Origin of the sequence: Enterobacter sp. RHBSTW-00975 (assembly GCF_013615235.1) — a bacterium.
Taxonomy (GTDB): domain Bacteria; phylum Pseudomonadota; class Gammaproteobacteria; order Enterobacterales; family Enterobacteriaceae; genus Enterobacter; species Enterobacter ludwigii.
The window spans coordinates 2,102,723-2,120,986 of sequence record NZ_CP055883.1; the positions used below are offsets into that span (position 1 = coordinate 2,102,723).

The 18,264-nt window shown below is 48.5% G+C and carries 19 protein-coding genes and 2 pseudogenes; 8 read left to right on the plus strand and 13 right to left on the minus strand.

All coding sequences use genetic code 11. The annotated features are described in order from the left end of the window. Positions 1–41: 41 nt before the first annotated feature. Positions 42–245, minus strand: coding sequence for a putative selenium delivery protein YdfZ (ydfZ, locus tag HV340_RS10185; RefSeq protein WP_013096785.1), 204 nt, complete (start codon positions 243–245; stop codon positions 42–44). Between the two features lie 289 nt (positions 246–534). Here ydfZ and HV340_RS10190 point away from each other — a divergent pair, with 289 nt between their 5' ends. Then, the gene (locus tag HV340_RS10190; protein ID WP_014169892.1) at positions 535–966 is read left to right on the plus strand and encodes a universal stress protein; all 432 of its coding nucleotides are present in this window, start codon (positions 535–537) and stop codon (positions 964–966) included. Positions 967–1,001: 35 nt separating this feature from the next. On the opposite strand, the gene HV340_RS10195 is transcribed toward HV340_RS10190, so the two are convergent. Then, the gene (locus HV340_RS10195) at positions 1,002–1,688 is read right to left on the minus strand and encodes a GntR family transcriptional regulator (protein WP_014169893.1); all 687 of its coding nucleotides are present in this window, start codon (positions 1,686–1,688) and stop codon (positions 1,002–1,004) included. Positions 1,689–1,779: 91 nt separating this feature from the next. Further along, positions 1,780–2,526, minus strand: a complete 747-nt coding sequence (gene ydfG, locus HV340_RS10200; RefSeq protein WP_020884259.1) for a bifunctional NADP-dependent 3-hydroxy acid dehydrogenase/3-hydroxypropionate dehydrogenase YdfG — start codon at positions 2,524–2,526, stop codon at positions 1,780–1,782. Positions 2,527–2,668: 142 nt separating this feature from the next. Here ydfG and dcp point away from each other — a divergent pair, with 142 nt between their 5' ends. Then, positions 2,669–4,702, plus strand: a complete 2,034-nt coding sequence (dcp, locus tag HV340_RS10205; protein ID WP_063925014.1) for a peptidyl-dipeptidase Dcp — start codon at positions 2,669–2,671, stop codon at positions 4,700–4,702. Positions 4,703–4,851: 149 nt separating this feature from the next. Here dcp and HV340_RS10210 read toward each other — a convergent pair. Then, positions 4,852–5,031: pseudogene (locus HV340_RS10210) on the minus strand (integrase); the annotation flags it as partial. 130 nt (positions 5,032–5,161) lie between these two features. Between HV340_RS10210 and HV340_RS10215 the strand changes: the two are divergent. After that, a complete protein-coding gene (locus tag HV340_RS10215) occupies positions 5,162–5,848 on the plus strand; it encodes a replication protein P (RefSeq protein ID WP_063925013.1) in 687 nt (228 codons plus the stop codon). 112 nt (positions 5,849–5,960) lie between these two features. Here HV340_RS10215 and HV340_RS10220 read toward each other — a convergent pair whose 3' ends face one another. The 7 genes from HV340_RS10220 to HV340_RS10250 form a co-directional block, all read right to left on the minus strand. Continuing rightward, positions 5,961–6,827: a hypothetical protein gene (locus HV340_RS10220; protein WP_014169900.1), complete on the minus strand. Its 867-nt coding sequence runs from the start codon at positions 6,825–6,827 to the stop codon at positions 5,961–5,963. A 53-nt stretch (positions 6,828–6,880) separates the two neighbouring features. After that, positions 6,881–7,414 carry a fimbrial protein gene (locus HV340_RS10225; RefSeq protein WP_041162577.1) on the minus strand — a complete coding sequence of 178 codons (534 nt, stop codon included), beginning with the start codon at positions 7,412–7,414 and terminating at the stop codon, positions 6,881–6,883. 27 nt (positions 7,415–7,441) lie between these two features. Next, on the minus strand, positions 7,442–10,039 hold the full coding sequence (locus HV340_RS10230) for a fimbria/pilus outer membrane usher protein (protein ID WP_014169902.1): 2,598 nt from the start codon (positions 10,037–10,039) through the stop codon (positions 7,442–7,444). Between the two features lie 51 nt (positions 10,040–10,090). Next, complete coding sequence (locus HV340_RS10235) at positions 10,091–10,786, minus strand: fimbria/pilus periplasmic chaperone (protein WP_014169904.1); 696 nt, start codon at positions 10,784–10,786, stop codon at positions 10,091–10,093. Between the two features lie 68 nt (positions 10,787–10,854). After that, positions 10,855–11,379 (minus strand): fimbrial protein, encoded by a 525-nt coding sequence (locus HV340_RS10240; RefSeq protein ID WP_050816903.1) that lies wholly within the window; start codon positions 11,377–11,379, stop codon positions 10,855–10,857. Positions 11,380–11,515: 136 nt separating this feature from the next. Further along, positions 11,516–12,043, minus strand: a complete 528-nt coding sequence (locus HV340_RS10245; RefSeq protein ID WP_041162579.1) for a hypothetical protein — start codon at positions 12,041–12,043, stop codon at positions 11,516–11,518. Between the two features lie 61 nt (positions 12,044–12,104). Then, complete coding sequence (locus HV340_RS10250) at positions 12,105–12,905, minus strand: EAL domain-containing protein (RefSeq protein WP_063925012.1); 801 nt, start codon at positions 12,903–12,905, stop codon at positions 12,105–12,107. A gap of 344 nt (positions 12,906–13,249) precedes the next feature. Between HV340_RS10250 and HV340_RS10255 the strand changes: the two genes are divergently transcribed. From HV340_RS10255 to asd, 5 genes and pseudogenes are all read left to right on the plus strand, one after another. Then, entirely contained in the window at positions 13,250–14,059 is an 810-nt protein-coding gene (locus HV340_RS10255; protein ID WP_063925011.1) for a helix-turn-helix domain-containing protein, read from the plus strand. Further along, the gene (locus tag HV340_RS10260) at positions 14,043–14,528 is read left to right on the plus strand and encodes a hypothetical protein (protein ID WP_063925010.1); all 486 of its coding nucleotides are present in this window, start codon (positions 14,043–14,045) and stop codon (positions 14,526–14,528) included. Before HV340_RS10255 ends, HV340_RS10260 begins: the two co-directional genes overlap by 17 nt. A gap of 199 nt (positions 14,529–14,727) precedes the next feature. Next, positions 14,728–15,177 carry a cyclophilin-like fold protein gene (locus tag HV340_RS10265; RefSeq protein WP_063925009.1) on the plus strand — a complete coding sequence of 150 codons (450 nt, stop codon included), beginning with the start codon at positions 14,728–14,730 and terminating at the stop codon, positions 15,175–15,177. Positions 15,178–15,205: 28 nt separating this feature from the next. Continuing rightward, positions 15,206–15,409, plus strand: a pseudogene (locus HV340_RS10270) (M3 family metallopeptidase); the annotation flags it as partial. A 234-nt stretch (positions 15,410–15,643) separates the two neighbouring features. Beyond that, positions 15,644–16,762, plus strand: coding sequence for an aspartate-semialdehyde dehydrogenase (gene asd / locus HV340_RS10275; RefSeq protein ID WP_063925008.1), 1,119 nt, complete (start codon positions 15,644–15,646; stop codon positions 16,760–16,762). Between the two features lie 88 nt (positions 16,763–16,850). Here the strand turns inward: asd and iraP are convergent, their stop codons facing one another. Next, positions 16,851–17,186, minus strand: a complete 336-nt coding sequence (gene iraP, locus HV340_RS10280; RefSeq protein WP_014169912.1) for an anti-adapter protein IraP — start codon at positions 17,184–17,186, stop codon at positions 16,851–16,853. A gap of 135 nt (positions 17,187–17,321) precedes the next feature. Continuing rightward, entirely contained in the window at positions 17,322–18,227 is a 906-nt protein-coding gene (locus HV340_RS10285) for an alpha/beta hydrolase (RefSeq protein ID WP_014169913.1), read from the minus strand. Positions 18,228–18,264 lie beyond the last annotated feature (37 nt).

Consider the following 18,264-nt stretch of genomic DNA (forward strand, 5'->3'; position numbering starts at 1 on the left):
CATCACATGCCGCCGCGTGCGGCGGCATGATGTCGCACGAATCAGTGCATACCCAGGCGAATCAGTTCAATCGGTTCGAACTTACCTTCGCAACCTTCCACTTCTACCGTTTTGCTGCGACGCACCTGCGCGGCATCCAGCCCTTCGCTGTGGATCGCTTTAATCACGCCGGTGTGTCCTGTGCCATTGATCATTACACGGCTGCCGGTGGTAATTGCGTTACGGTTACGGTCGTATGTCATCATGGTATTTTCTCCTCTCTCACTTATCCGTTACGGCGCTATTTCAGGTTTCACCGTTCACGGGGCACTATAAATACGCCTGTCTGCATCTCATTTTTTTGTTTTTGATCAAACTCACACTTTTTTCTCAATATTGGTGGGTGCTGACGGTTCACGACAGCAATTTACAAAGCCCACATTTATTTTCCTTTATTGATAGTTTCTGCAGGCAAGCGTTTAGGGTTTGTTTATATTGCGGCTGTCATTCTTGAAGCAGGGAATACCCCTTTCACAGGAATAAGGAGTCAGGCTTATGTATAAGAAGATTTTAATGCCTGTTGATGTATTTGAAATGGAATTGAGCGACAAAGCGGTTCGCCACGCGGCTAACCTTGCAAAGGCGGAAGGCGCGTCGATTACGCTGGTGAACATTCTCCCCAACAGCAGCCGCTCGTTGCTGCGCGGATTCAACGCCGATATCAAAAAGTTTGAAGCGTTTATGACCGCTGAATCCGGGAAGAAAATGAACGAGCTAAAAAGGCTGTTTGATCTCCCCGGGGAGAATATCCACAGCCTGGTCTGCTTTGGCAACGTGCGTGACGAAATTATCAAACTGAGCAAAGAAGGGGAATATGACGTGATCGTCATCGGGTCGAAAAACCCGAGCATCAGCACCCATCTGCTCGGTTCAAATGCGGAATCTATCCTGCGCTATGCGAGTATTCCGGTGCTGGTGGTTCGCTAATCTCTTCGCCGCAACCGAAACGGGGGCGGCGTATTTTACTCTTCGCTAAACCAGTCGCTGTTTTCCTGACGAATTAACTGTACGGATTCGCTGATTTCCTGCAGGTGCAGCGTCATCGCTTTTTCTACACCGTCCTGATCGCGTTTTTCCAGCGCACTGAAAATATCATGATGCTGTCGGAGCAACATTTCCGGTGGGGAGACATGGTCGAGGCTCATATAGCGCACGCGGTCGATGGTGGCTTTGATGTTTTCAATCGTGTCCCAGGCCAGCTGACAGTCCGCAATTTGCGCCAGCTTCTGGTGAAACTCGTCATCAAGCTGGAAGAAGTCGTTGAGCTGTTTGCGGTCAATCGCAATACGCTGCTGATGCAGGTTTTGCTCCAGCAGGTAGCACTGGTTGTCATCAATCAAGGATGCGGCCCGGCGCGCCACCGCGCACTCAATGGCCTGACGGACAAAACACCCGTTACGCACCTGGGAGAGCGAGATTTTGTTCACATAGCTGCCGCGCTGCGGGCGGATCTGAATCAGACCGTTTTCTGCAAGCTTGATAAACGCCTCACGCACGGGCTGGCGGGACACGTCAAACCGCACGGACACTTCTTTTTCAGAGAGCGGCGTTCCGGGTGGGATCAGGCAATGGACAATATCACGTCGCAAAATGCGATAGATTTGCTGGTTTACGGGCTGGGTAGGATTGAGTTGCGATTCAGCGGCCATGAGTTGTCATTTCTCAGAGAGTTAGCCTGAACATACTACCATTCTTTTATGGCCTGAAACAGACCCGGCCCGCAGGCCGGGAAGGGCAATGTTAGCCACGATGGACGCTAAGTCCGCCAAAACTCTGGCTGACTGGCATCATTTCTACCGTGTTAATGTTGACGTGTTTTGGCAGTGTTGCCACCCACCAGACCGCTTCGGTGACATCTTCCGGCGTCAAGGCGTTCGCATTCTCGTAGGTTTTGTCTGCTTTCGCGTCATCACCTTTAAACCGAACGTTGGAAAATTCGGTTCCGCCTACCAGGCCCGGCTCAATATCGGTCACGCGAATGGCGGTGCCGTGCAGATCGGTACGCAGGTTAAGGCTGAACTGACGCACGAAGGCTTTGGTCGCGCCATAAACATTACCGCCCGCATAAGGCCAGCTTCCGGCGGTCGAACCGATGTTAATAATGTGGCCGCGATTGCGCTCAACCATGCCTGGCAGCACGGCGCGGGTCATGTACACCAGCCCCTTGTTATTTGTGTCGATCATGTTTTCCCAGTCTTCGACGCTGGCTTTGTGGGCAGGCTCCATACCGAGCGCCAGACCGGCATTGTTGACCAGCAGGTCAATGGCACGCCATTCGGCCGGCAGGTTAGCAATCATCTCTTCGATGGCGGCACGGTTACGGACATCAAGCTGCGCGGTCAGAATGCTGTCACCCAGCTCATCTTTCAGCTCCTGCAGACGCTCCTGACGACGACCCGTCGCAATCACCTTATGTCCGTTGGCGACGAAGCGACGCGTGATGCTTTCACCAAAACCTGCCGTTGCCCCGGTAACTAAAATAATCATCTCACTGTTCCTCAACGCTTTTTGTGTTGTACTAACATAGCACGGCCGCGAAGGATGCGTTAAGGCAACATTTGTATGACGGCATTGCAGGCAGTGGCGGCCTGGCCTACTCTGGGAAGATAACCGTACTCAGGAGTGAAAGATGTCGGCCACTAATCCCTTTTTTGAAAGCAGCCTGTTGCCTTATCAGGCACCCCGATTCGACGAAATCAACGACGGCCACTACCGCCCGGCATTCGATGAAGCGATACGCCAGAAGCGAGCCGAAATTGACGCGATTGTCGCGCAAACGGCCGCCCCCGATTTCAACAATACCGTGCTGGCACTCGAAAAAAGCGGTGCCATGCTCTCGCGTGTCAGCAGTGTTTTCTTCGCCATGACCTCTGCGCACACCAATGATGACTTACAGGCGCTTGAGGAGCAGATCTCTACCGAGCTTGCTGCGCTGGCGAACGATATCTGGCTTAACGACACGCTGTTCTCTCGCGTGGAGAGCGTCTGGCAGGATTGTGCTGCGCTGGACGCCGAATCCCGTCGGCTGGCAGAAGAGATGTACCAGCACTTTGTGCTGGCCGGTGCGCGGTTAAATGATGCAGAAAAAGCGGAGCTGAAAGCGCTGAATACCGAGGCGGCGACCCTCACCAGCCAGTTTAATCAGCGTCTGCTGGCCGCCACCAAAGCCGGTGGGCTGGTCGTGGATTATGCTCATCAGCTTGATGGACTCAGTCCTGACGAGATTGCGACGGCCGCCCATGCCGCCGCGGAGAAAGGGCTGAACGATCGCTGGTTGATTCCGCTGTTGAATACCACTCAACAACCCGCACTTTCCGCGCTGCGTGACCGTCAGACGCGGGAAAATTTGTTTAACGCGGGCTGGACGCGTACCCAGAAAGGGGATGAAAACGATACCCGGGCACTGATCCTGCGTCTCACCGCGTTGCGTGCGCGTCAGGCAAAATTGTTGGGGTTTGAGGACTACGCAAGCTGGAGTATCGCCGATCAAATGGCGAAAACACCAGCCGCCGCGTTGGCTTTTATGCGCGGAATTGTGCCCGCCGCACGCACCCGAGCGACGCTTGAGCAAGCCGATATCCAAAAAGTGATTGATGACGAGCAGGGCGGGTTCACCGTGCAGGCGTGGGACTGGGCCTTTTATGCCGAGCGCGTGCGCCAGGCGAAATATGCCCTCGACGAGTCGCAAATCAAGCCGTACTTTGCGCTCAACACGGTGTTGCAGGATGGCGTATTCTGGGCTGCAAGCCAGCTGTTTGGCCTCCGCTTTGTCGAGCGTTTCGATATTCCGGTTTACCATCCTGATGTCCGCGTGTGGGAGATTTTCGACCACACCGGCGAAGGGATGGCGCTGTTCTACGGTGATTTCTTTGCCCGCGAATCGAAAGCCGGTGGGGCGTGGATGGGGAATTTCGTCGAGCAATCGTATGAGTTTGCCTCGCGCCCGGTTATCTACAATGTCTGCAACTATCAAAAACCGGCTAACGATCAGACGGCGCTGATCTCCTGGGACGATGTGGTTACCCTGTTCCACGAGTTTGGTCATACGCTGCACGGTCTGTTTGCCAGCCAGCGCTACGCCTCCCTCTCCGGCACCAATACGCCGCGTGATTTTGTCGAGTTCCCATCGCAAATCAACGAGCACTGGGCGAGCCACCCGCAGGTGTTTGCCCACTATGCCCGCCACTATCAGACCGGAGAGCCGATGCCGGAGGCGCTGCGCGATAAAATGCTTAACGCGACGCAGTTTAATAAAGGTTATGACATGACCGAGCTGCTTAGCGCTGCGCTGCTGGATATGAACTGGCACGGCATCAGCGAACCCGTGGACGATGTTGACACCTTTGAAGCGGCAGCACTGCACAAAGAGGGGCTGGATCTGCCCGCCGTTCCACCGCGCTATCGCAGCAGCTACTTCGCCCATATCTTTGGCGGCGGCTATGCGGCAGGGTATTACGCTTACCTGTGGACACAAATGCTGGCAGACGATGGCTATCAGTGGTTTGTTGAGCAGGGCGGGTTGACGCGTGAAAACGGACAGAAATTCCGTGAAGCGATTTTGTCGCGCGGGAACAGCACTGATTTAGCTGAACTTTACCGGAACTGGCGTGGCCACGATCCGAAGATTGAACCGATGCTGGAGAATCGTGGATTGAGCTCGTAAGGGCTTTTTCAGGCTGGTAGCAGAACCGGGCGCGGTGCCCGGTTTTTGCCCGATTTTTTCTTCCCCAAAACTCCTCCAAAATTCCTCCCCAAAATGAATTCTTGAATTCTGCGAAATTTGCAGGGGATACGGTCCAATTATTCACGTAGCTACACCTTCACTTTCACCCAGTCGAGACCGCGATCGTTATGATACTGCGCTGTCATCCTGTCTGATGAGTGACCTAGTAGCTGCTGGGTATTGATGCCTTGTCCCTCATACAGACGCTCCGATAGAGAACGCAGCTCGTGAAAAGTCGGCATTGTTTTTCCATCCTCAACGGAAATTCCTGAGTCCCTCAAGTCTTCGCAAACAGTGGGATCAGCTCACCACCAAACGGCTGCGCGCAACCGGAACGGTAAAACCTACCCGGGGCGGCATTGACCTGCATAACACCGACTGGATTGACGGGGTGCTGGAATGAAAAACCTTGCCGAGAGTATTCGCGATTTTGACCGGGAACAGGCTCGTCGTGTGGCGCAAAACTTGCCTGAGCAGTACACCGAGCGCGAACAAACGCAGCAGGTAGCGCAGATTATCAACGGGCTATTCGTACAGCTGGCCGCCGCGTTCCCGGCAAGCCTGGTTAATCGAAGCCAAGACGACGTGAACGAAATCCGCCGACAGTGGGTGCTGGCCTTCAAAGAAAACGGTATAACCACCATGGAGCAGGTTGAAGCAGGCATGCGCATGGTTCGTCGTCAGGAGCGTCCATTCCTGCCGTCGCCAGGCCAGTTCATCAAGTGGTGCAGGGAAGGGCGCAGCGTGCTGGGGATCACTACCGCTGACGTGATGGCTGAATACTGGAAGTGGCGCAAGCTCGTGTTCCGGTATCCGAGCAGTGAGCAATATCCATGGCCTAAGCCGGTTTATTATCACATCTGTCTGGAGCTGCGGCGTCTCAGCACAGAAGGGCAGTTGAGTCGTCAGGAACTGGAGCGCGAAGCGGCAAAAGTGCTGATTTCCTGGGAGAAGCGTGTAGCCGCAGGAAACTCCGTTCCGCCGGTTCGCCGTGTGCTCGCCGCTCCAGTCGCACCCAAAGGGCCAACACCGGCGCAACTTCTCAAAGCTCAGTATGAACAACTGAAATCTGGCGGGAGGGTATGACCATGGCCAGCAATAATTTCTGGGCAATCATCCATGCAATTGAAAATAGCGGAAAGAATTCAGCCCCCGCCAGTCTGTCGCCAGAGCTTGCGGGGTATTAGATACTAACGGTTTATGGACACGTCCATGTTGCGTATACGGTAACCGATTTATTGCCAGGTTGTGCATTTGAGGCCAAATTTAAGCCAAATTTTAGAGGAGGCGTAAATTGTCTAGCGGCTTGGACGATTTCATTATTCACAACAAGGAGTGTTGATTCTGTTGGGGAAATTGGTTGAATATTAATGGGTATGTTATTTGTGTTCATTGTGTAGGTCATTGATTCAATTAAGTTATTATTTTTCCCAGCAGACAAAGATCCTAGATCGGGATAGTCAGGAAAAACCATAGAGTCTGTCACAGTTTGTTTTGCAAGTAAGGTCGTGCTACCTGTGATAGTTTGATCTGATACTTGGATATTGTTTGAAGTTACAAGCATAGATATTTCTATTGGATTGCTTAATAATGGTAAAGTTATGTCCGTGTTGACTGCTGCCTTTGTAAGTCCCTGTTGAGTCGAACTTAATAATACCCATGTTGATGTGTTTTTATAGTCGCACTGCGTGGACAAATTGGCTACGCATGGAATGGTCACGGAGAATTGAGTAACACCTGAAGGTATAGCTGTTGATGCAGCTAGGGAAGCATTACCACTACTTGATTGATTGTATATTTGAACCCAATTGCCTGCCAAAGCATCGCTTACTGAAGTGCTTGGAAAATTTAATGTGACGTGATAATTCTTAACTTTGGGTGAACCTAATGCACTCGTATTCCATGTAAAATTATTTATGAGTATTGAGGCTGAACCTTCAGGTAGCACACTCGTGCCGTTAAGTGCCCAGCCTTTAAGACTTTCACACTGTAGTGTTGCTGTCGAGGCTGGAAGTGTGATGAAGCTTGCTGCTATAACTATTGCTTTTACGAGTAGTTTTTTCAATTTAATTATCTTCCCATGTGGTAATCGTAAAGTGTTTTTGCTAATACATGTTGTTAACTGTATTCCAATGAAAAAACGACCAAAGCTTGAAATAATCCACCACTTACTCTTCCCGCACCGGTTTCAGCGTATCCAGCTGAGAAGGTGTATTTTCCGCCTGACTCATTGTAATTAATTGTAATCTTGCTTGAACCATCTGGCTTTAATACTCCCCCGGTGTTGTCCAGTAGCCTTAGTCCAATATTTCTGGCTGAGCTAGTATTTAAGAACAAAGAGCTATCGCCGTTCGAAACCGCCATGCCTGAGGGAGTAATATTCACTTCAGTAACTCCACCACTGCAATTTATCGATAAAGTAAAGTCTGTTTTCCCTTGAATGGAATTACTGCCGACCAGACTTCGAGTATCCACTTCTGGTAGGTCAATTGAGCGTGTCGTTTCATTGAACGTACAGGTTTTCGCTTCCAGAACGCCGGTGATGACGAACGCAGTCGAAGTAATATTGGCGGCCTGTACTGTAAAATTGAGTGATAACAGGTACAGAGTCAGCCCATACAGTACGTGTCGTTGAGAGATAATTCCCATCATATTTTCTTCCTTTTATTTTGGTGCGCATTACCGGCATGAGGCGGTAACATTCGCGATAGTGGCATTTTGTTCCTGTTCACTGATCCGGTAACTGATAGCGCACTGCTGATTACCCTGTACACCCCACTTCGCCTTAAGTGTGCCGTTATCTTGAAGGCCTGAGAGATATACTTGACCGCCATCTCCGACAATGCCGCTGACGTTCTCACCGGCAATCATGGTGCCAAATGGAAGCGGTTTCCCGTCATAGGTGAGGGTCATAATGACGCGGTGACCACGTTGAACATCAAAGCGTGCCCGCACAATCGCCCCTTTAGTCGGTACTACGCGTGCTACTCCGCTCTCGATATCGGTTTTGTCATCAAGTGTACTGGTGTCCAACGACACATTGTTTTCACGATAGGCAGTGGCATAAGGTTGGATCGCATAGCCTCGCCAGTCCGTGGATACACCGGTTGCTCCCTTCACATTCACACCGTTGGCGCCTGGAGCGGCTACCAATACCGCGCTTCCCACCACCTGTTGTCCCTGTGTCAGCCCATTACGATGCGCGATCAGCGCGCCGCTCAGACCGTAGTTGACGCGCTGGTAATCCTCGCTGTAGCTGTAACCCAGAGATGAAGTGCCATAACCACCGCGGTGATTCATACCGGCATTCCCGGTACCGCCGCTGCTGTACCCATTACTGCTGTGACTGTAGCCCTGAGATACACTCCAGTTCAGGGTATTGCCGTCGAGTGCCGTTCCGCTCAGCCCCGCCTGCTGACTTAGGTTGCCATGGTTATCCCGGCTACCATTGAAAGTTGCGTTGACGGAACGCGAATTACTATTCCATGAAAATAAGCGGTCAAGTGGTACCGACAGTGACAGATTGAATGTCTTATCAGTCCATGATGGGTAGTTTTGATTCTTTTGCTGGTTATAGCTGTACGATAGGGCGTAATTAACTGGCCCCAGAATGCTGCTATAACCACTCTGCAGGGAGGTGGTGGAATTTCCCGAATTCCAATAAGTCTGTCGGATTCCTGTGATATAAAGCGATCCAGCGTTACCGAGGCTTTGAGAAATATTGGCTTCTAACCTTGCCCGTTTGGTGTTGTACAGGTTGTAGTAGTCAGAATAGGTATCCTGGACTCGATTACCGTATTCATCATATTCGTCATGTTCATACAGACGGCCTCGCATAGTTTTCAGCGCCGTTTCGTCGAGGGTATGGAAGCCTTTTGTTGAATAGCGATAACCGGTCAGCCGTAAATTTGTTCCAGTCGGGTTAAATGAATGTGCATAGAGGAATCGGACTGATTGCCCCTTATGACTGGAACCATCGGCAAGAGTACTGTCTGCATGTGTCACGTCCGCAGAGAATGCGCCGATTCTACCCAGATTTATACCCAGCCCCAGTTGCTCAGCCAGATAGTTATCAGAATACTGAGCGCCGCCATACACGGTTACGTTATGAGGTAGGCCCCATAGCAATGAGGCTTCGCCAAACGCGGGGTTGTCGTACCGATCACTGCTGCCGGAAAAGCGACCAGCGGTCAGGCTGTACGTCACGCGGCCTTCACGCTGCAATATTGGAACTGAGGAGTAAGGCACGGTAAATACTTGCGTGTTACCGTTGGCCTCTTTTACGCTGACCTCCAGATCACCGCTGCTGTACATGGGGTAAAGGTCAGTTATCTCAAATGCCCCTGGAGAGACGTTCGTTTGGTAAATGTTGTAACCATTCTGGCGAACCATCACCTGCGCATTACTTTCTGCGATGCCGCGGATCACCGGCGCAAATCCTCGCATGGTGTCGGGATACATGTTGTCATCAGTGGACAAGTTGATGCCCTTAAAGCCCATTGAGTCAAAAACCTGGTTTGAGGTCGAACTTTCTCCAATCACCAGATTGCTGCGTAGGGGAATAACAGAGCGCTCAGCGTACGTTTTAAGCCGTTGCCAGGATTGCAGGGTCTGGTATTTGTTACTGTAATAACTCCAGGTCCGGAAATCGCGCAGGCGCCACGCTCCGAGATTCAGCCCGCTATTCAGGTTCAGGAAATAATTATCACTATTAAAATCACCGGCGAATGTACTCCCCCCACTGAAATTGTAATTAAGCAAAGCGGCATTAATTCCCTCATCCCAGAGCGAAGGTTCGATATACCCGCGCGCCTGGTTATGCAGAGAAGCTTGCGGGATACTGATAAACAGCTGCATTTTGGTGAAGTCAAAGCGGGTGTTAGCATCCGGAATTATTTTTTCCGGGGTTACGCATACTTCTTCCCCCAAGGATTTCAGTTCCGGAAATAGTGCGATTTTCACGCCCAGAGAAGCCATCATTTCCTTTGTTAGACATACCGAGAGGCCGGTGTTGTCTCTGCTGCGAACCTGATCTGTTTGGGTTTCGCGCCTGTTAAATGTCAGCGTTCGCTGCCCCTGATTCCTATCATTCAAAAAAACTTCCACCAGGTATTCACCCGGACTCTGCGCACCGGCAGACTGGAACATATCCAAGTCAGCTGTGTCAGCGTCTGCTCCCATAAATTCAGGGGGGAAATAAAGATCAGAGGCGTGGGCGACAATACCCGGCTGAAAAATAAAACTAGTCAAGGCTAGCGATATATATGATTTCTTCATAATAAAAACCAGAGGCCGCTCAGATAAGAGGTACAGATACTTTTCAGTGCATTACAGGCTATGTCGTTGCTGTTCAGAAACAGCACCATAGTCATTGATAGTGCTATAAGTGATGGTTCTGGGGGTTCCTGGGCTTGCTAGTGCTTCTGTGCCAAACGGCGCCACCATAGTGTTTTCTACCTTTCGACCATCTAACGCAATCTGAACTAACGTCACATGATATGGAGAGGGATTACTGATTTGCACTGTGTTGCCGTTACGTTTAAACGTCAGCATTGACGGCGCTTTTTCGACCTGAACGTCCAGCCCTTTAGGGCGAACGAACAACTTAATGCGTGTCACAGCTGCCAGCAGCAGGGTGTTCTTACCTTCGAGTTTTGACTTGTCGACTGACGGAATAGCCTTAGCATTAAAGTAATAAAGGGTTTCTCTATCCATTGGCAGGGAAGAGCCGCTGAATATCACACGCAACATATTCTGATCCCCAGCATTACTGACATATAAGGGAGGTGTGATTATGAAGTCAGTGGATTTAACACCCTGTGAATTCTCCGCCCAACTTTGAACGAGATAGCTGTTCTCTTTTGAGGAGTTACGCACAGACAAAGTGACCTGTTTAGCATCCATCGGATACACCAAACGGGTGCCACCAAGAACAATCCCTTCCGCTGACGCCAACTGTGGCAGCAGCATGGTCGAGCACAATAAAAATGCTGACAGCGGCTTAAGAAACGAATGAGAAAACATATTATTCTCCTGGAAAAAGGAATGAGAAGCGACAGCGCCCCGGGACCACTGATACCGGGGCGCTGAAATTACTGGTATTTCACGGTAAACTGCGCGGTAGCATTTGCCTCCCCAGCCGAGACGCTGTTGTCCAAAGCAAAATAACGGGCTGAGAAGTTGAACTCATCTGCGCTGCCGGCCCCAACTGCTTTAATCGCTGACGCAGCTGAGCCATCGACCTTCAATGGGGTGCCGTTTTCCAGGATTTGAATACCTAACCCTGAAGCAACAGTCCCGCTACCGGTGACACTCAACACTTCATCAGTTGCGGTAGTGCCACTAAAGGTGATGGAGGCATTAGCCGAATCGCACTGTTCGAGAGCAATGGTGAAATTGACCGGCTGGGATGCCGAACCTGCAGATGCAAATACGCTGGACTCTACATCCCCCAGTTGCACAACCTGTCCTAAAGATCCATTAGCTAGCACACAGGTGTTTTCTTTTATAGAGCCAGTAAATGTTACAGTACTGGTTTCACCTTCATTTGCTGCGAATGTGTACGGAGAAACCATAATCATGGTAGAAATAGACGCAACAGCGAAAATCTTTTTCATTGATATATCCTTAGTTTCAAAAAATATTAATTCTGCATTCAGAATTAATAGGGTGGAATGCACTACGGGCAGTGAATGATACATACTGCTCGCAATGACTTTTATTTGCATAGTGAATGCGTGAACACAAAAATAACTATAAATAATTAATCTCGCTAGCAACAAAAGTTCTTACTTCATTCAAATGCCTCAAGTTTAATTTTCTAGCTATGATCGCTATGCGAGTGTAAATTGTTTTGTTATTGACATTGGCTAGTTTCGCAACGCTTGATACATCTGTATGTTGAGCTACTGACCAAGCGATTTCTTTATCTTTTCTGGATAGTACTGATAGTTCCGACATCATAATTAAGTGTTGCTTTAAATCTGACCAGTCAATAGGCTCTCCATTTTTCAGCAAGTGTATAATGTCAATCAAGTTGTCATCACGGCCGAATGTTGCTAATGGACTTAACACTTTTGAATGAACATTAATTCCTTTTAATAAATATATGTACTGGTTGGCTTTGAGTTCGATACCATCTATTTCATCCAGTATTTCTGAAAGAGATGTATAGGAGTCGATGTCAACAATGCAAGCATGTGTTTTAGGAAAGATTTCCCTAAGCAAATGAATGAATGCAATTTTGATATAGTTGTTCTTTGTAAAAATTCTGTGTCGCATTTAAAGACTAAAACCTATCGATGAGAATCTAATACGAATATTGCATATTCTCATTTTTTTGTTAAAGATACTTAATGGCAAAGTGTTCAAGACATACTGGACGAGAGAATAAATATCCCTGACAAGTGAGAACACCTTTCTCTTTAAGCAGTTGATATTGTTCTTCGGTCTCAACTCCTTCAGCAATAAGCTGCATACCGAGACTCTTAGATAACATTAAGATGGCATCAAGCACTGTTGAGTAAACCAGAGAACCATTGCTGATGACGGTAAGACATCTGTCGATTTTTATTGTGGAAAACCCAGCATGTTCAATGTACTTGAGACATGAGCTTCCACTTCCAAAGTCATCAATAGCAAAACGTACACCTGACGCGGTCAGTTGTTGCATAGATTCAAGAGCAAAATCATCGAAGTTCATGGTTCCGCGTTCAACAATTTCCAGCACTACAGCTATACGGTCTTCAAATGTTTTATTAAAATCTGTGACAGCTTCAATTACTCTTGGTGCGTTCAGTTGCCTTGCACAAATATTGAAAGAAAGATAGAAGTCGTTTGGTAAATCTCCTTCATATCCTTCAAAATAGCTTTTTACCCCGGACAGTAGAGAACATGTTACATCATTAATCATCTCACATGACTCCATGGCAGATATGTATTTTTCTGGAGAGTGAAAAACGCCATCTTTTAGAACTCTCAGTAACACCTCTCCACCAACAATCACGTCATCCTTGTACACCGGTTGAACATAAGGCACAAATTCAGCACCGGTTAGTTCCGCTGATAAGATCGTTTCTCTAATCAATGTGCGTGCTTTAATGAAGAAACGTTCTGCCTTCATGAGCATTTTGGTGCGTACCATTCTGTCTCTCCTTACCTATTGGATTCGTAACCCGAGATGAATCTTCTTTTTCTCAATACTGTGAATGGCGGTAGTTTGGATGACTATCCCTTACGAATAAGAATCCGCTCATTCACTTCTGCGAATAATCCTATCAACCAAAAACGCCATGTAGATATATGTATTGTTAATTTGTTAAAATACAAATCAATATCCTAATAATTCGTGCATTTACAAACAATGAAACTGGGAAGGCTGCTGTCGCGCCTGGCTGTGCTAGGATGAAACAAAGAAGCTGATGGGTTTCTGTAGGTTGGAGAAACGAGAGAAACCATTCAATTACCATCATGGATAAGGAGTCAGAGATGGTTTTCGTGATTGATAATAGGGTTTTCTATCGCTCGGAAGATGGTGCTATATGGCCATCCGGAGACGAAGGCTCTACTGTCATTCTGACCCTGACAATGAACAGACTTCTTGCATGTCTTCTGGAAAAGCATGGTCAGGTTCTGACGCGAAATGAACTTCTGGCGAGTGTCTGGGATGCTTACGGTCTGCGTTCGTCCAGTCATACGCTGAATAAATATATTTCTGAGTTGAGGAAGCACTTCGTGCAACTGGGCATTGCCGATGAATGTATCACCACCTTGCCACGGGTGGGCTTTATGTTTAACAGTGATATTGAAGTGAGGGAAATCGCTAATCCCTCAACGGGCGAAGCGGTTACGGCAGAAAATAACAGTCAGATCGATGCACCTTCGATTCGCAGGACGCGACCACAGGGCAGATTTAAGGTCTCTTATTACGCGCTCTCTGTGATTGTCATTTTCATGAGCGCTGCCCTGTTCTGGTCAGGGTTGGCAATACAGTCAGAATCGCCGCGCCAACTGGAAGCTGTAACGCCACATTTTTTATTTAACTTCGGCACCTGTCCCGTTTATACCGTACAGAGAAACTCAGCATCGCTTATTGAACAGAAGAAAAAGATATTTGAAGAAGTCGCTGAATCAAACCAGATCCAGTGTCTGGAAGGTTCGCATTTCTTGTATCAGGTTTCGGAATATTATCTTTATGGTAGCAAGGGGAGGGTATTCATAAGTCGGTGCACTCAAAAAAACAATGAGTATATCTCTTGCCTGAACAACTACTGGAGTGGTTATGAACGCCACCAATAAAAAATACGGTATCGTAGCTGTTATTTTACTGACGCTTCTTGCGTTGTCTGCCTGGTTCTTTGTGCATATGCGGCAGAAACAAGGAGCCCTGAATGTTAACTGCTCCACCATTTTGCAGTATAACCATCAGGCACCCAACTTCACCGCCACTCTTGAATATATTTTCCGCCTTGAGAAAAACCTCGATGGTTATGTGGTGATATCTGGCAATATTCATTCTGAGCGGGGGGGTCACGTAGTTTCCCGGACAATTCACTTCAACTATGTCATGAACAGGCCGGGCGAGATCGAGATTTCGGATATGCGTTATATCAAAAATGCCAGAGACACTGCGGATGACGAGAGTTTCAAACGTAGCTTCTTTTATGTTCCTGAGGGAGCCGTTCGCCAGCTTCGGATCAACCCGTCGCGTAACGGCTGGCTTATGGGTAACCTCCAGTCTCCATTTGCGCTATGCGTGAACAGGTAAGGCTTTAACATTCACATTTATGCTGCGGGTAGATACATACGCCCGTGGCTAAATGACTATTCAATCTTCCACCCACATCAAACTTACAATCCACTAGAACTAAGCGCCTCCTTAATTGCCCGTGAAAGTTGCTAACTGTCTGCCATAATCATTGATGCTGCACCTGAAAGGTGCAGCACATTTTCGGGAGAGAGTCTGGATGAAAAAAATATTATTCCTGTTATTTATTATCATCACGAGTTTTTTATTCCCGGTTCGTGCCGGTAATTCTTTACAGCCAGACAAGGAAGAAGTCGTGACCATTAAAATGACTATCAATCAGCAAACTTTTTACATTGAACTTAAGAATAATCCAGCCGCAAAGGCATTTATTGAACAGCTTCCCCTGACTCTAACGATGGAGGAACTTAACGGGAACGAGAAATTTGCTGATCTGCCCCATCCCTTACCGACCCACCAGGTCAAACCTGGAACCATTAATCAGGGCGATCTCATGTTATATGGCCATCGTACCCTGGTGCTTTTTTATGAGACCTTTCAGACAAACTACGGATACACACCCGTTGGCAGAATAGCGCCAGAAAATCTTGGTAAAATTGCAGATGAAAAAGAAGTAATAGCAAGGTTTACCACAGATAAAAAAGGTTGATCTGTATTATCAAACACTGAATCTGGATTACCTATAGACGCAAATGCTGGCAGACGATGGCTATCAGTGGTTTGTTGAGCAGGGCGGCTTAACCCGCGAGAAAGGGCAGAAATTCCGCGAGGCGATTCTGTCGCGCGGCAATAGTAGTGATTGAGCTGAACTTTACCGGAACTGGCGCGGCCGCGATCCGAGGATTGAACCGATGCTGGAGAATCGCGGGTTGAGTGCGTAGCGCTTATTCAGGTCAGAAACCAAACCGGGCGTGATGCCCGGTTTTTGTTTGATTATGTCTTACCCACAACTTTAATTATTTATGCCGTGTAAAAGGTATAAAAATTTCTGATGCCGTATGAAACATTTTAATAATTGCCGAATATGATGTAATTCGTAATGACCATTAATGTGGGATGAGATATAACATGTTTTGAAAAATTAACATTCTCATAACGTCATTAAGGTTAAGCAAATGAAGCAGGTTGGTATTGTTGGTTGGCGAGGAATGGTGGGCTCTGTTTTGTTACAAAGAATGGTCGAAGAGAACGACTTCGACAATATTTCCGCGCATTTTTACAGTACTTCCAGTGCAGGTGCCGCTGGTCCCGTCATTGGTGGCGTCAACCACACACTCAAAGATGCTAATTCTATTAGCGCCCTGGCCGAAATGGATATCATCATAACCTGTCAGGGCGGGGATTATACCAAAGCAATTTATCCTGCGTTGATTAGCTATGGCTGGCAAGGCTACTGGATTGATGCGGCCTCAGCGCTCCGGATGGATGAAAAAGCCTGCATTATTCTCGACCCGGTTAACCGCACAAATATCGATCGTGCCATCAAAGAGGGAATTAAACTTTTTGTTGGGGGCAATTGTTCCATTACGCTGAGTCTTATGGGACTGTCAGGCTTAATTAGAGCTGATCTGATAGAATGGATGAGTGTGATGACCTATCAGTCTGCATCCGGAGCGGGTGCTAAATATGTCCGGGAATTAATTGCTCAAAGCGCTTATATCAGTAAACATTTATCTTCTGATGAGCTGGAATCCTCAGGTTCAGTGCTTCCTTTAGTCAATAAAGTGAGTGAATTAATTAACAGTGCTAACATGCCCATCCAGAATTTCGGCGCGCCTTTAATGGGCAGTATTATTCCATGGATTGACAGCGATTTAGGGGATGGTAATAGCAGAGAAGAATGGAAGGGTGAGGCAGAAACGAACAAAATTCTTGGTCTCTCTCCGGGTACGATTGCAGTAAATGGCTTGTGTATTCGGGTCGGTGTGATCCGTTGCCATAGTGCTGCAATAACCCTGAAGCTCAAGCGTGAAGTCAGCGAAGAAGAATTTGCAGAGCTTGTGACGCATTCCCATCCATGGGTTAACTATGTGCCCAATAATAAGGATGACAGTGTCAGTAAATTGACTCCCGCTAACATTAGCGGTTCGCTGCAGGTGGGTATTGGCCGTTACAAGAAAATGTCGCTTAACAATGACCCTATATACTCGGTTTTGACGGTCGGCGATCAGCTGTTGTGGGGCGCTGCGGAACCCTTGCGACGGATGTTGAATATTCTGCTTGGTAAAGTCTAATCACGCTCACACGGTCATGGCGCGCTGCGCGTAAGGCGTGGGTTTAACGAGAAGCTGGAGACTGAACTCCAGCCTCTAGGAATGGGTTTCAATCTGAGGCCGTTTCGCCTGGGGCTTCCTTTAACGACTCGATACTTATCTCTGAGTCATTAGTTTCGAGTAGCTGGGTTAATAAAATCAGGTTATTGAATTCGTTCAGTAACATTTCAGCGTCGGATTTGAGCGGCGTATCTGCTGCTTCAAGCGCCGCGTTGATCGCTTTTCTGACATTCTCGAGCATTTCGTTCATACCGCCATTTTTACCAATGGTCAGTAACAACGCGCCTATCAACAAAGACTGTGCTTCTACTTTGGCCGCCAGCTCTTTAGCTTCAGCGTCCATTTTGGAAATTTTTGCGATAACACTGAGTATCAAGTTTTTCATAATGCCCCCTTATTTTCTTTGCGAGATTAACTCCTTAATAAATTTTGAGCGAGGTTTATTTTATGGCGACAGCAATTGTCTTTGTTGATGAAGCAGGGCACGGTGCCAGCAGTGATCAACACCGTGCGCTTCCTGTTAACGGAAGAAGTCTGCCAGGGCCTCACTCAGGGCCTGAGGTTGTTCATCCGGAATGAAATGACCGCAATGAGCAAGCGTAATGCCACTCACCGTCTCTGCAAACTGGCGAAGCGGGGCAGCCATATCGGCAATCGAACCCTGATCGGCACTGACAGCCAGCAGCGGCACCCGAAGTTTTTGTGTTTCAGCCAGCGTCCGGTTTTGAACAGCGGAGACCGCCGCTTCTCTGTAAGGGGCCAGCCCGGCACGCAGCGCCCCGTTTTGCTGCATCAGGCGGACATACCGGGCGATATCCGCATCGCTAAAGGCCATCGGACTGGCGGTTTTTCGCCGCAGGAACCATTCGAGGTAAATCTCTTCACGCCCGCTAATTAAGGCTTCCGGCAGGTCGGGGAGAAGATGAAACGCGAAGTGCCAGGTTTTCCAGGCTTTTTCTGGCGTCGCGGGCAGGGCGTCCGGCAAAGTAATACCCGGAATACCGGCATCAAGCAGAGCCAGCTTGATTACCTGCTGTTCATAACGCAGGGCATACGGCCAGGCAACCCATGCACCTACATCGTGGGCGGCCAGGTAATGTCTTGTGATCCCGAGTGCCTGCACCAGCCCAAAAACCGAACTGGCCAGCGTGAGAGTATCGTAGCCAGACTGTGGCTTATCGGAGTCGCCCTGGCCCGGGAGGTCGAGTGCGATGATATCGTAACGATCGGCTAAAAGAGCCATCACCTTATGCCAGGCAAACCCGCTTTGCGGGAAGCCTGCAAGCAGCACGATTGTTTCACCTTGCGTCTGTCCGCCTCTGACATAGTGCAGGCGAACCCCATCGACCGTTGAGTAATAGTGCGCAAAACCGGGCAAGCCCGCGACAGGCTGCGACCACGGAAGGGGGATTGAATTCTCAGACATGACTACCTCCAGCTATTTAGGAAATGATCATTTCCTT

What these genes read in the sequence shown, in the direction of transcription:
- HV340_RS10190 (WP_014169892.1), top strand. Translation starts at nt 535, where the DNA reads ATGTATAAGAAGATTTTAATGCCTGTTGATGTATTTGAAATGGAATTG.
- HV340_RS10230 (WP_014169902.1), bottom strand. Translation starts at nt 10,039, where the DNA reads ATGAAGAAATCATATATATCGCTAGCCTTGACTAGTTTTATTTTTCAG.
- HV340_RS10250 (WP_063925012.1), bottom strand. Translation starts at nt 12,905, where the DNA reads ATGGTACGCACCAAAATGCTCATGAAGGCAGAACGTTTCTTCATTAAA.
- iraP (WP_014169912.1), bottom strand. Translation starts at nt 17,186, where the DNA reads ATGAAAAACTTGATACTCAGTGTTATCGCAAAAATTTCCAAAATGGAC.
- HV340_RS10195 (WP_014169893.1), bottom strand. Translation starts at nt 1,688, where the DNA reads ATGGCCGCTGAATCGCAACTCAATCCTACCCAGCCCGTAAACCAGCAA.
- dcp (WP_063925014.1), top strand. Translation starts at nt 2,669, where the DNA reads ATGTCGGCCACTAATCCCTTTTTTGAAAGCAGCCTGTTGCCTTATCAG.
- HV340_RS10285 (WP_014169913.1), bottom strand. Translation starts at nt 18,227, where the DNA reads ATGTCTGAGAATTCAATCCCCCTTCCGTGGTCGCAGCCTGTCGCGGGC.
- HV340_RS10240 (WP_050816903.1), bottom strand. Translation starts at nt 11,379, where the DNA reads ATGAAAAAGATTTTCGCTGTTGCGTCTATTTCTACCATGATTATGGTT.
- ydfG (WP_020884259.1), bottom strand. Translation starts at nt 2,526, where the DNA reads ATGATTATTTTAGTTACCGGGGCAACGGCAGGTTTTGGTGAAAGCATC.
- HV340_RS10260 (WP_063925010.1), top strand. Translation starts at nt 14,043, where the DNA reads ATGAACGCCACCAATAAAAAATACGGTATCGTAGCTGTTATTTTACTG.
- HV340_RS10265 (WP_063925009.1), top strand. Translation starts at nt 14,728, where the DNA reads ATGAAAAAAATATTATTCCTGTTATTTATTATCATCACGAGTTTTTTA.
- HV340_RS10245 (WP_041162579.1), bottom strand. Translation starts at nt 12,043, where the DNA reads ATGCGACACAGAATTTTTACAAAGAACAACTATATCAAAATTGCATTC.
- HV340_RS10225 (WP_041162577.1), bottom strand. Translation starts at nt 7,414, where the DNA reads ATGATGGGAATTATCTCTCAACGACACGTACTGTATGGGCTGACTCTG.
- HV340_RS10215 (WP_063925013.1), top strand. Translation starts at nt 5,162, where the DNA reads ATGAAAAACCTTGCCGAGAGTATTCGCGATTTTGACCGGGAACAGGCT.
- HV340_RS10235 (WP_014169904.1), bottom strand. Translation starts at nt 10,786, where the DNA reads ATGTTTTCTCATTCGTTTCTTAAGCCGCTGTCAGCATTTTTATTGTGC.
- HV340_RS10255 (WP_063925011.1), top strand. Translation starts at nt 13,250, where the DNA reads ATGGTTTTCGTGATTGATAATAGGGTTTTCTATCGCTCGGAAGATGGT.
- ydfZ (WP_013096785.1), bottom strand. Translation starts at nt 245, where the DNA reads ATGATGACATACGACCGTAACCGTAACGCAATTACCACCGGCAGCCGT.
- asd (WP_063925008.1), top strand. Translation starts at nt 15,644, where the DNA reads ATGAAGCAGGTTGGTATTGTTGGTTGGCGAGGAATGGTGGGCTCTGTT.